The sequence below is a fragment of the Psychroserpens jangbogonensis genome, assembly GCF_000797465.1.
In the GTDB taxonomy this organism is placed as follows: Bacteria; Bacteroidota; Bacteroidia; order Flavobacteriales; family Flavobacteriaceae; genus Psychroserpens; species Psychroserpens jangbogonensis.
Genome location: NZ_JSWG01000006.1, coordinates 104,493 through 116,765 on the forward strand (window position 1 = coordinate 104,493; position 12,273 = coordinate 116,765).

A 12,273-nucleotide genomic window follows, 5' to 3' on the forward strand; every position below is an offset into this window, starting at 1 on the left:
TGTAACATTCTCTTAGAAGGACTATCTTTATCATAACCATCAATTAGATATTAATGAAAAGAAATTTCAGTTTACTTATCATCGTGCTTCTTTTTTCCAATTGTAAAGAAAAAGCTAAAGAAGTTCAAAATGAACCTTTGAGTGCCATTGAATATTCAATGGTTAATAATGCCAATTTCATTCTTGAAAACCCAGAAATTAATTCGGTTTCTATAGGAATTTATAAAGATGGAGAAACACACATTGGATATTATGGCGAAATTGATAAGGGTAAAAACAATTTGCCAAATGATAATTCGCTTTTTGAAATAGCTTCAGTAACTAAATCATTTACTGGAATCATAACAGCTCAAGCCGTCCTAGATGGAAAAATTAAGGTTGATGATGATATTAGAACATACTTAGATGATTCATATCCTAATCTTGTATTTGAAGATCGACCAATTCAAATAAGAGATCTGTTAACACATACTAGCGGAATTAGAAGAGATTTTTCAGTAGTCTTATCTAAACTTTTTACACTCGATGCAACACAAGAAGAGAAAACCAATATTGTAAACTATAATAGTGAAGATTTACAAAAAGATTTAAAGCAATATAAACTAGATAGAATCCCTGGTTCTAGATATGAATATTCGCCAGTTGTTGGCCCTGAAATTTTAGCAATGATTCTTGAAAAAGTATACAATAAATCATTTTCAAATTTATTGAATGACCAAATATTGAACAAAGCCGACATGAATCAAACGCAACTTCAATTAACGACTGAAGAGTCTAGCAATCTTGTTAATAGCTACACAGATGAAGGTCTACTTGTTCAGCCAATGCCTCTTCCTGTGAAAGGTGCTGGGGCTGGCTTAAAATCTTCAATTCCTGATTTAATAAAATATACGAAATACCTGCTTGACACAGATAATCCTGTTATTAATGAAATGCAGAAACCTTTATTTAATGATGTATTAGAAGGGGATCTCTATGGTTATTTCTGGCAACTTAATGATGATGGTGAATTTATGCATAATGGAGGTACTCATGGAAGTACAAATTGGGTCATTGTTTCACCAGAAATCAATGCAGGTTTTACAGTAATGTTTAACTCTAATGGAGACACCTCTGGAACGTTAATTAATAATATTGCCAATAGAATTTTAAATGATTTAGAAAATTATCCTAAAAAGAATGCGTATTTCTCAGTTCGCAAAAAAATTATGGAAAACACGAATAAAGGTATTGAGTTTTATAATAAATTGAAATTAGAAAAGCTTGAAGATTTTGATTTTGAAGATTCATCTATGCTTAATAGTATTGGGTATGAACTTCTAGGACATGAACAAAATGAAGATGCGATCAAGGTTTTTAAGTTATTGGTGTCTGAATTTCCAAACGAAGGAAATCCTTATGACAGCCTTGGAGAGGCTTACTACATAAATGAACAATACGAATTATCATTGAAGAACTATAAAAAAGCTTTAGAACTTAATCCCAAAAATGATAATGCAAGAAATGCGATTGATGAAATAAACAAAATCATATAAATACTTGATTCATAGATTGTTTGTAACAAAACAGTAAATTTTACGACGTATAGATTAAACACGTTTAATTAAAAGAAAAAAGAAGTTATGATTCATAAAGGAGCTATCGTATTAGGAGTATTATTAGGAGCAGCAGCTGGAGTATTATTGGCACCAGAAAAAGGCAGTAATACCAGAGATAAACTAAAAAAAGAAGGTAAGGATATAAAAGATCAGTTGTCCAAAGATTTTGTAGAAGTTAAAGATGATTTATCCAAAACAGCTGCATCAGGAAAGGAGACGCTAAAACACGAGATAAAAGATATTGCCTCTAAAACTAGTTATAAAACAGAACAAGCCATTACGTTTTTAGAAAAACAATTGGCAATTTTAAAAGAAAAGAACAAAACGCTACAGAAGACGAGTTAAAAGGATTTAAATACTGTAGCTTTAATATTTGGCCATTCTTCTTTTAGAATGCCATAACAACATGTACTGCGTCTAAATCCGTCGTTCATGATTGTGTCTTTTCGTAAGATTCCTTCTAGTGTAGCACCCAACTTTTCAGCAGCTTTTCTAGATTTTGGGTTACGTTCATCAATTCTAAACTCTACTTTTTCGAATTTAAGAGTTTCAAACACATAGTGTAGCATTAAAAACTTCATGTGCTTATTTAGTCCAGTACCTTGAAAATCATGACCAATCCATGTCCATCCAATATGTAAGAGTTTGTTTTTCCAATTGATTAAACCAAATCTCGTACTTCCAGCATATTGTTGTTTTTCTTTATCATAAATAATAAAAGGCAATACTGTATTGTTCTGAAAACCTTCTTCGGCAATTTCTACATAGTTTCGTAGTTTTTCTGGAGTTGAAATATCACTTGGTGAATAATAAATCAAATCGTTTTCTTGAACAATAATTGTCAAATGATGGTAATTATCCAGAGTTAAAAGCGATAATTTCACTCGTTCGTTTTCTAAGGTTGGTATATTCATAAGGTTAAACTAAGCCATTAATTAATTCTACATTAACAATATGTTTACCATCAAACGGAAGAATTCTCAAATTGTTACCAAATAACGACTCGGCTCTTTCAGTTTCATATACAATGCGTTCTTCATTTAAAAATTCATCCTGAGTACCATAAATAAGTGTCACTTTAGCTTTTAAAAACTCAAAATCGTTTGGAGTTAATTCCATAGGAATCCCTCCAGAATGCAAAATGAGTTCACTGCACTGTAGTTTTCGCTTAGCTAGATATCTCATAGAAACACTAACACCTTGTGAGTATCCAAAAACGATCAAGTTGATATGTTTCGGAATAGATTCGTTTTCAAATATGGAATCAAAATAAGTCATCACATTTTCGGTTTCGACTAAAGTATTCTCTTTTGTTAACCAGCTTGCTCCAACATGTTTAAACTTGGGAGCTTGATAATATTTACTTTGTGCTTGAGGTGCAATAATATAATTCTCTTCAGAATGAAGCTCTTTAAAGTATTTTATAAAATAACGACTCAAATAACCCATACCATGACAAACAAACCAAACATTCTTTGTGTCTTTAGTTAGTTTGTTTAATGTAGAATAGCTGTTATTAATGGTGTAATAAATTTCCTTTTCGGTAGAATTCATTTCGTATTTTTGTTATCGACTTTAAAAATACAGTATTTCTATGCAATTATCCAAAGACGAGATATTGGCAGAAGCCAATTTAATAGCCAAAGGCACTTTATTGGAAACACTTTCTATTGAAATGATAGATTATGGTGATGACTTTTTGGTAGCTAGAATGCCTGTAACTCCTATAGTTCATCAACCAGATGGCGTTTTACATGGAGGAGCTACAGCAGCTTTAGCTGAAAGCGTTGGTAGTTTTGCAGCTCATTTATTTATTGATACAGACAACTTTTTTGTTCGTGGTTTAGAAATAACTGCCAATCATTTAAAAAGTGTTAAAGACGGTTTTGTATACGCTAAAGCAACATTCATACACAAAGGAAGAACTACTCAACTTTTAGATATAAGGATCACGGATGACGATGATAGATTAATATCGCTTTGCAGATTATCTACTATTTCGCTTCCAAAACAACAATAGAGAATGAGGCCAGACGATTTCTTTTCACATATAGAAAATCAATTCAATAACTCTTTACCTTTTGTAGCCTATAGAAAGCCTAATGACTCTGTTGCTAAAGCACTGCTTCAGAACACAGATAATTTATATACGACTCAGGATTTCAAAGAAAGCGGATTTGTATTTGCGCCTTTTGACAATTCACAACAGACAGTGCTAATACCTTTAGAAGGTTCTGAATTTTTAACCTGTGAAATAGAAGATGAAACCAATAATACTTCGTCTCAAAATAATGCAGAAGTTAATGATGATGACAAAGAGTCTCATTTAAAATTGGTGCAAAATGGTATAGAGTCTATTCAAGAAAGTCATTTGAAAAAGGTCGTATTATCAAGATGTGAATCCATTCAGTTTTCTGAAACTAAATCTATTTCAGTATTTAATCGATTGGTGCAGAATTATCCTAAAGCATTTGTGTACTGTTGGTATCATCCAAAAGTTGGATTGTGGTTAGGAGCAACTCCCGAAACATTACTTAGTGTTTCAGGGAATCGTTTTAAAACAATGGCTTTGGCTGGAACGCAACCTTATAAGGATTCTACAGATGTTAATTGGAAAGATAAGGAAAGAGAAGAACAACAATTTGTTACTGATTATATAGAAGATAGATTGAAGTCATCTGTAAGTAGTATATCAATCTCGGAACCTAAAACAATAAAAGCAGGAAACCTTTTGCATTTACAATCTAATATTAGCGGAATTCTGGATACAGAGTTGAACTATGTTTTAAAGAAATTGCATCCAACACCTGCTGTTTGTGGATTGCCAGTAAAAGAAGCTAAGACATTTATTCTCGAAAATGAATCGTACGATCGTGAATTTTATACAGGTTTTTTAGGTGAACTAAACTTAATGGAAACGACTTCGAGAAATACTAATAGTCGTAATGTAGAAAATAATGCTTACAGCTCAGTAAAGACTGTGAGTAACATGTTTGTAAATCTACGTTGCATGCAAGTAAAAAACAATCAAGCATTAATCTATGTTGGAGGCGGAATTACTAAAGATTCTAATCCAGAATTTGAATGGGAGGAAACGGTTTCAAAAGCCGAAACTATGAAGCGCGTTTTGATATCTTAATACAGCTATTTTTTTATTAAATTTGTAGTCATGGTTTACTCAAAAATCCCTTTAGCACAAACTGTAGTTCAGTTGTGCAAACTCAAAAATATTAAGCACATTGTTATTTCTCCAGGAAGCAGAAATGCACCTCTTACTATTGGCTTTACAAATGATGACTTTTTTACATGCTATAGCATTGTAGATGAGCGCTGTGCTGCTTTTTTTGGTTTGGGTATTGCCCAACAAACAAAAGAAACGGTTGCTATGATTTGCACGTCTGGTAGTGCATTGTTAAACTATTATCCAGCAATTTCAGAAGCATTTTATAGTGATATACCTTTAGTTGTGTTATCAGCAGACAGACCAAAGCATTTGATTAATGTTGGTGATGGGCAAACTATTAATCAGAAAAATGTATTTGAAAACCATATTTTATATTCAGCTAATCTAAAGTTAGATCTCAAAGACGAAAACAAATTACCTCAAAAGGAGGAATTGCCAATCTTTAAGAGTTTGGAGAATAAGCTTGAACGCATGTTAGGTTTACAACAAGGAATCCAGTCATTTAATGAAACTGAAATTAATACTGCTTTAAACTTAGCTAAGCTAAAAAAAGGTCCAGTACATATTAATGTGCCTTTTGATGAACCTCTTTACGAACTAACCGACACTTTAACTGTAAATCCAAAAGCAGAGGCTATAGACATTAAGCCTTTAAAAATTGATGCAACAGAATTAGATGATTGCCTTGATGAATGGTATGTTGCAAAACGAAAAATGATATTGGTTGGTGTTTTAGAACCAAATTCTATAGAGCAACAATTCTTAGAAGACTTAGCAAATGATGATGGCGTTTTAATTTTTACAGAAACGACTTCAAATCTGCATCATCCTAACTTTTTCCCAAGTATTGATAAAATTATTGCGCCTTTATCCGAAAAGGAGTTAAAAGATCTTCAACCGGATATTTTACTCACTTTTGGCGGTATGATTGTGTCAAAAAAAGTGAAGGCATTTTTACGAAAACACAAACCAAAACAGCATTGGCACTTAGACGAGAAGAAAGCATATGATACGTTTTTCTGTTTAACAAAGCATATTGAAGTTTCTCCTAATCAATTCTTATCTGCGTTTTTATCAAAAATTACACATGTTGCAAAGAGTAATTATTTTGAAAGCTGGACGTTAATAAAAAAACACAGAAGTAAAAAACATTTAGAATACATCAAGCAAATTCCTTTTTCAGATTTTAAAGTGTTTAATAATGTTTTAAAAGCTATTCCTAATAAAACAATACTTCAACTTGGAAATAGTTCAGCCATTCGATATGCACAATTATTTAATTTGAATCCATCATTAGAAGTGTTTTGCAATAGAGGAACAAGTGGAATAGATGGAAGTACATCAACAGCCATTGGATGTTCAGTAGCTGCAAATAAGCAAACCACGTTTATTACTGGAGATTTGAGTTTCTTTTACGATAGTAATGGCTTATGGAATAGTTATATTCCGAATAACTTCAGAATTATTGTTATTAATAATCAAGGAGGAGGCATTTTTAGAATTTTACCTGGTCATAAAAACACAGATAATTTTGAAAACTATTTTGAAACCACACATCATTTGACAGCTAAACACTTATCAGATATGTATTCGTTTGAATACAACAAAGCTTCAAATGAAACAGAATTGTCTGAGTTATTAAAAGATTTCTTTAATGAATCTAATTCGCCTAAACTTCTTGAAATTTTTACTCCAAGAACAGAAAATGATAGTATTCTCATTGACTATTTCAATTATATTAAATAATCGTTATTTGTGACCTTTTCATAATTTATGTGTCTTAAAATTGACTATCTTTATATATAGTTTTTTTAAACACTTAAAATTTATTAGACATGAGTAAAAGAGACGAATTAATAGCAAAGTATGCCACAGACTTAAAAGATAAATGTGGTGTAAATCCAGATATGGATTTATTGACAAAAGTAACTATTGGTTGTGGACCATCTATCTACAATGCTGATGCTGCTACAGTTTCAGGATCTGATGATTCAGAATTAGCTACTGTTAAGAATAACTTCTTAATCAAGAAATTAGGATTAAAAGATAGTGCAGATTTAAACAAAGGTATTGATGCTGTAATGGAAACTTACGGAAAGTCAAACCGTAACAAATACAGAGCAGTAGTGTATTATTTATTGACAAAACACTTTAAGAAAGAGTCAGTATATTAATTGCTAACTTTTATAAGTATAAAAAGCGTTATGATTCTCATAGAATTATAACGCTTTTTTTATTTCTATTCTGTAATATCTGTATCTTTGCCGCATGATAAAAGTTGGAGAATATAATACGTTAGAGATACTTCGTGAAAGTGAACAAGGTTTATACCTTGCAGATGCAGATGGAAATGAGGTTTTATTACCAAACAGGTATGTTCCTAAAGAATTTAAAATATGGGAACCTATTGATGTTTTTGTATATCTTGATAATGAAGAGAGACCAGTCGCAGTAACTGATGAACCTTATGTTACGGTTAATGATTTTGCAATGTTACGTTGTAATCAAGTGACAGATCATGGTGCGTTTTTAGATTGGGGAATGGTTAAAGAATTGTTCTGTCCATTTAGAGAACAAGCGTTTAAAATGAAAGCAGGAGGCTGGTATTTGATTTTTTGTTATTTAGATGAAGAATCAGGTAGACTAGTAGCATCAAGTAAAACAAATAGCTTTTTAGATAATAAAGAGTTAACTGTTCAACAGTTTGATGAAGTTGATCTTATTGTATCTCATCCTTCAGAACTTGGAATGAATGTTATTATTAATAAAGTACACCACGGATTAATTTTTAAAGATGATATTTTTAAAGAATTGAGCGTAGGTGATAAACTGAAAGGTATTGTTAAAAAAGTTCGTAATGATAACAAATTAGACATTAAATTAGGTCAAATTGGATATCGTAATATTGAACCAAATGCTGAAAAAATTCTTCATATTCTAGAAGATAGTGATGGCTATTTAGCTTTAACTGACAAATCTAATCCTGATCAGATTAAAGATCAATTAGAAATGAGCAAAAAGAATTTCAAAAAAGCTATAGGTTCTTTATATAGACAACGATTGATTACCATTGAAACTGATGGGATACGATTAGTTTAAAGGAATTTTAATTTCTTTCTTTCTGAATTATAACTGTATTTAATGCTTCAAATAATTTATTTAAAAGCAGTATTTTTGTGCTAAACAGATTTAACTATGGATAAAGCAAAATGGGTTACAGTAAAAACCTATGAAGATATCACTTATAAAAAATGTGATGGTGTCGCAAGAATTGCGTTTAATCGTCCGAATATTAGAAATGCTTTTAGACCAAAGACTACCAGTGAACTTTATGACGCTTTTTACGATGCAACTGAAGATGTAAATATTGGTGTTGTTTTATTATCTGCTGAAGGTCCTTCAACAAAAGACGGTATTTGGAGCTTTTGTTCTGGAGGTGATCAAAAAGCTAGAGGTCACCAAGGTTATGTAGGTGAAGATGGATACCATCGTTTAAATATTCTTGAAGTTCAACGTTTAATCAGATTCATGCCAAAAGCAGTAATAGCTGTTGTTCCAGGTTGGGCAGTTGGAGGTGGACATAGTTTACATGTGGTTTGCGATTTAACTATAGCGAGTAAAGAACATGCGATTTTTAAGCAAACAGATGCTGATGTAACCAGTTTTGATGGTGGTTATGGTTCAGCTTATTTGGCTAAAATGGTCGGACAAAAAAGAGCACGTGAGATATTTTTCCTCGGAAGAAATTACTCAGCACAAGAAGCTTATGACATGGGAATGGTAAACGCCGTAATTCCTCATGCTGAATTAGAAGATACTGCCTTTGAATGGGCTCAAGAAATACTAGAGAAATCACCAACATCCATTAAGATGCTTAAATTCGCAATGAATCTAACCGATGATGGTATGGTTGGTCAACAAGTATTTGCAGGAGAAGCAACACGATTGGCTTATATGACAGACGAAGCTAAAGAAGGTCGTGATGCGTTTTTAGAAAAACGTAAGCCAAACTTCGATAAAAAATGGATTCCATAAATAGATCTCTATTGTATGTTTAAAAAAATTAAACCTTGGATTTCTGCATTTCGATTGCGAACCTTACCCTTGTCAGTTTCCGGAATTATTATTGGTGCATGCTTGGCAGAACACAATGGTTCTTTTAGTCCATTTGTGTTTATTATCGCAATTTTGTTAACCATCAGTTTGCAAATTCTGTCCAATCTTGCTAATGATTATGGAGATGGAGTAAAAGGAACAGATAACGAAAATAGAGTAGGACCAGAACGTGCCATTCAAAGTGGAGCAATAAGTGAGGATGAAATGATGCTAGGTATTAAGAACAATATCTTAATTGTTGTTGGCTTAGCTGTTGCACTTATCTATGCGTCTTTTGGAGTAAGTCATTTATTATTATCGCTCTTATTTTTATTACTCGCAGGTTTATCAATTTATGCAGCTATTAGTTATACCGTTGGAGAATCGGCATATGGCTATAGAGGTTTAGGTGATGTTTTCGTTTTTATATTCTTCGGTTTAGTGAGTGTTGGCGGAAGTTATTTGCTATTTGCAAAGCATTTAGATCATCATATATTTCTACCTGCAGTAACTTTAGGTCTATTAAGTGTAGGTGTTTTAAACCTCAATAATATGAGAGATATCGATTCAGATCGAGCTTCTAATAAAATGACATTAGCCGTGAAATTGGGAAAGAAAAGAGCAAAACAATACCATTTGTTTTTGATAGGATCTGCTATAGCTATATCTGTGATTTTTGGAGTATTATATTTTTCTTCGTTTTATAATTTACTTTTCTTCATAGCTTTTATTCCTTTATGTATTCATATGATAAAGATTAGCAAAGCCAAAGTTCCTAATGATTTTGATTCGCAGTTAAAGGTATTAGCCTTAACTACTTTCTTGTTTTCTGTACTTTTAGGCGTTGGTTATATTTTATGATATTTTTAACATAATTGTTTGGTTATCAAAGAATTAATTCTTATATTTATTACAGAAATTTTGTAGGTCGGCATTAATTGCTATTATGTTGGCAATAAAATTTGGGGCTTTAAAACTCAGACAAATTATCTTTAATCTGTCTGAGTTTTTTCGTATTTTACACTTCTATAATTATCCATTAAAAACTTCCTTCTTATGCAAATCACATTTTATGGTCACGCAAGTCTAGGTATTAAAATTGCTGATATTAATATTCTTGTTGATCCTTTTATCTCTGGAAACCCAAAAGCATCAGAAATAAATATTGAAGAGCTTGACGCTGATTTCATTTTAGTGACACATGCACATCAAGATCATATTTTAGATGTTGAAGCTATAGCAAAGCGTACAGGAGCAGTTGTAGTTTCAAATTTTGAAATTGCTACACATTACGATAAACTAGGAATAGAAAATCATCCTATGAATCATGGTGGTCAGTGGGAATTTGAATTTGGAACCGTAAAATATGTAAATGCCATTCATACATCTTCTTTCCCAGATGGTAGTTATGGCGGACAACCAGGAGGATTCGTTATTGAAGGTGAACACAAAAATATTTACATTGCTGGTGATACAGCTTTAACAATGGATATGAAATTAATTCCATTGCAAACAAAATTAGATTTGGCCATTTTACCTATTGGAGACAATTTTACAATGGGAATTAACGATGCACTAATTGCAAGTGATTTTGTAGAATGTGATAAGGTTTTAGGGTATCACTTTGATACGTTTGGTTATATTGAAATTGATCATGAAACTGCAAAGCGAAAATTCTTCGATCAAGATAAAGATCTCATGCTTCTGGGAATTGGAGAAAATATTGAATTATAGAGCTTAATTGTTTTCTAACCAATCTTTCCTCAAATCTTCACTTACCGTTCCTGTTCCATCGTGTTTCCAACCAGGTGGTTTGATGAGATAAAGCAACCTATTCTTAAAAGATTTTCGTCCTGAAAAAGCATCTTTAAACATATGAATCCATTCTATAAATGCAATTTTTATAGGATTATACGTATTGATGTTTTTTACCAATCCATAAACAACCTTTTCGTTTTCTAATTCTGGTTGAAAGGTTCCAAAGAACTTATCCCAAATAATTAAAATACCTGCATGATTTCTATCCAAATACAAAGGGTTACTGCCATGATGTACACGATGATGTGAAGGCGTATTAAAAACAGCTTCAAACCAACGAGGCAGTTTATTTATAGCTTCTGTATGGATCCAAAACTGATATAATAAACTAATAGACATTTGAAGCATAATAAGAGCAGGATGGAAGCCCAATAAAGGCAGCCACAACCAAAAGATAAATGTATAGAATCCACCAGACCATGTTTGACGTAAGGCAGTACTTAAATTATAATGCTGTGATGAATGATGCACAACATGCGAAGCCCAAAATAGCCGACATTCATGAGAGACACGATGAAACCAATAATATGCAAAATCATCAGCAAAGAAAATTAAAATAAAACACCACCAAGTAATAGGAATCGTCAAGATTCTAAAATTTTCGTAGATATAAAAGAATGATAATAATACCAAAGCTTTACTGAAAAACCCTAAAAAAACATTGCCTAAACCCATAGCAATCGAGGAGAAGGCATCCTTAGGTTCATACGTTTTAATGCCTTGTTTAATGGTTACAAATATTTCTAATAGCATTGCCACTATAAAAAATGGAATGGCATATAAAATGATATTTGGGAAATTGGGATCTTGCATTTATAATTAAGATTTTTGCTAATGTACGAATTCCTTAAAAATTTTTATTTTTGCATTAAAAAATATCAGTATGAAATTTAAATTGTTACTACTAATTTCTTTGTTTTTTATAAGCAATACCTCTGCACAAGTGGAATCAGGTAAAACAGGTGCCTGGTACATGTATTTCATTAATCACCAATTCAAAGAAAGTCAATTTGGAATTCAAGGGGACATTCAATATCGTAATTGGAATTTAGGAGGTGATTTAGAACAACTCCTGATTAGAGCAGGAGCAACATATACTCCTAATAACTCAAAAGTACTTTTAACCCTTGGTTATGCGAATATAACTTCTGGTGAATTTGGAGATGGAAATGATACTTCAGTAGAAAGTAGAATTTATCAAGAGGCTCTAATTCCACAAAAATTAGGTAAGAGAATCTATTTAACACATCGCTTTAGGTATGAGCAACGGTTTGTTGAAAATCAAGACTTTAGAACACGTTATCGTTATAATTTATTTTTGAATGTGCCTTTTAATAAATCTGCCTTAGAAAAGGGTGCTTTGTATGCCGCATTGTATAATGAGTTATTCATTAACGGACAAAAAGATATAGGAGATGGAAGAGAAGTAGAATTCTTTGATCGTAACCGTACTTATCTTGGTTTAGGCTATGTTTTAAAAGAAGGAATGCGTTTTCAATTAGGTTGGATGAATCAAAAAACAGATGCAATTGGAAAAGCACAGTTGCAATTGAGCTTTCATCATAAATTCTAATTTTA

General features: G+C 31.9%; 14 protein-coding genes. 11 read left to right on the forward strand and 3 right to left on the reverse strand.

What is annotated here, in order from left to right:
• Nucleotides 1-53: 53 nt before the first annotated feature.
• Nucleotides 54-1,535 (forward strand): serine hydrolase, encoded by a 1,482-nt coding sequence (locus tag RH81_RS03890; protein ID WP_033958008.1) that lies wholly within the window; start codon nucleotides 54-56, stop codon nucleotides 1,533-1,535.
• An 87-nt stretch (nucleotides 1,536-1,622) separates the two neighbouring features.
• The gene (locus RH81_RS03895) at nucleotides 1,623-1,943 is read left to right on the forward strand and encodes a YtxH domain-containing protein (RefSeq protein WP_033958010.1); all 321 of its coding nucleotides are present in this window, start codon (nucleotides 1,623-1,625) and stop codon (nucleotides 1,941-1,943) included.
• Here RH81_RS03895 and RH81_RS03900 read toward each other — a convergent pair.
• Together RH81_RS03900 and RH81_RS03905 are read right to left on the reverse strand one after the other, a co-directional pair.
• The gene (locus tag RH81_RS03900; protein WP_033958012.1) at nucleotides 1,940-2,512 is read right to left on the reverse strand and encodes a GNAT family N-acetyltransferase; all 573 of its coding nucleotides are present in this window, start codon (nucleotides 2,510-2,512) and stop codon (nucleotides 1,940-1,942) included. The two genes, RH81_RS03895 and RH81_RS03900, sit on opposite strands and share 4 nt — an antisense overlap.
• Before the next feature lie 4 nt (nucleotides 2,513-2,516).
• On the reverse strand, nucleotides 2,517-3,152 hold the full coding sequence (locus tag RH81_RS03905; RefSeq protein ID WP_033958015.1) for an alpha/beta hydrolase: 636 nt from the start codon (nucleotides 3,150-3,152) through the stop codon (nucleotides 2,517-2,519).
• A 40-nt stretch (nucleotides 3,153-3,192) separates the two neighbouring features.
• On the opposite strand from RH81_RS03905, the gene RH81_RS03910 reads away from it, so the two are divergent.
• The 8 genes from RH81_RS03910 (at nucleotide 3,193) to RH81_RS03945 (ending at nucleotide 10,611) form a co-directional block, all read left to right on the forward strand.
• Nucleotides 3,193-3,618: a PaaI family thioesterase gene (locus RH81_RS03910; RefSeq protein ID WP_033958017.1), complete on the forward strand. Its 426-nt coding sequence runs from the start codon at nucleotides 3,193-3,195 to the stop codon at nucleotides 3,616-3,618.
• Nucleotides 3,619-3,621: 3 nt separating this feature from the next.
• Nucleotides 3,622-4,737: a chorismate-binding protein gene (locus RH81_RS03915; protein ID WP_033958019.1), complete on the forward strand. Its 1,116-nt coding sequence runs from the start codon at nucleotides 3,622-3,624 to the stop codon at nucleotides 4,735-4,737.
• 30 nt (nucleotides 4,738-4,767) lie between these two features.
• Nucleotides 4,768-6,528, forward strand: coding sequence for a 2-succinyl-5-enolpyruvyl-6-hydroxy-3-cyclohexene-1-carboxylic-acid synthase (gene menD, locus RH81_RS03920; RefSeq protein ID WP_033958023.1), 1,761 nt, complete (start codon nucleotides 4,768-4,770; stop codon nucleotides 6,526-6,528).
• A gap of 89 nt (nucleotides 6,529-6,617) precedes the next feature.
• On the forward strand, nucleotides 6,618-6,956 hold the full coding sequence (locus tag RH81_RS03925) for a DUF2853 family protein (protein WP_033958027.1): 339 nt from the start codon (nucleotides 6,618-6,620) through the stop codon (nucleotides 6,954-6,956).
• Between the two features lie 94 nt (nucleotides 6,957-7,050).
• Entirely contained in the window at nucleotides 7,051-7,881 is an 831-nt protein-coding gene (locus RH81_RS03930; protein WP_033958028.1) for a CvfB family protein, read from the forward strand.
• Between the two features lie 96 nt (nucleotides 7,882-7,977).
• Nucleotides 7,978-8,817 carry a 1,4-dihydroxy-2-naphthoyl-CoA synthase gene (locus RH81_RS03935; RefSeq protein ID WP_033958029.1) on the forward strand — a complete coding sequence of 280 codons (840 nt, stop codon included), beginning with the start codon at nucleotides 7,978-7,980 and terminating at the stop codon, nucleotides 8,815-8,817.
• Nucleotides 8,818-8,832: 15 nt separating this feature from the next.
• Nucleotides 8,833-9,738: a 1,4-dihydroxy-2-naphthoate octaprenyltransferase gene (gene menA / locus RH81_RS03940; protein ID WP_033958031.1), complete on the forward strand. Its 906-nt coding sequence runs from the start codon at nucleotides 8,833-8,835 to the stop codon at nucleotides 9,736-9,738.
• A gap of 195 nt (nucleotides 9,739-9,933) precedes the next feature.
• The gene (locus RH81_RS03945; protein WP_033958034.1) at nucleotides 9,934-10,611 is read left to right on the forward strand and encodes a metal-dependent hydrolase; all 678 of its coding nucleotides are present in this window, start codon (nucleotides 9,934-9,936) and stop codon (nucleotides 10,609-10,611) included.
• Between the two features lie 3 nt (nucleotides 10,612-10,614).
• On the opposite strand, the gene RH81_RS03950 is transcribed toward RH81_RS03945, so the two are convergent.
• Nucleotides 10,615-11,508: a sterol desaturase family protein gene (locus tag RH81_RS03950; RefSeq protein WP_033958037.1), complete on the reverse strand. Its 894-nt coding sequence runs from the start codon at nucleotides 11,506-11,508 to the stop codon at nucleotides 10,615-10,617.
• A 70-nt stretch (nucleotides 11,509-11,578) separates the two neighbouring features.
• Between RH81_RS03950 and RH81_RS03955 the strand changes: the two genes are divergently transcribed.
• The gene (locus RH81_RS03955; protein ID WP_033958040.1) at nucleotides 11,579-12,268 is read left to right on the forward strand and encodes a DUF2490 domain-containing protein; all 690 of its coding nucleotides are present in this window, start codon (nucleotides 11,579-11,581) and stop codon (nucleotides 12,266-12,268) included.
• Nucleotides 12,269-12,273 lie beyond the last annotated feature (5 nt).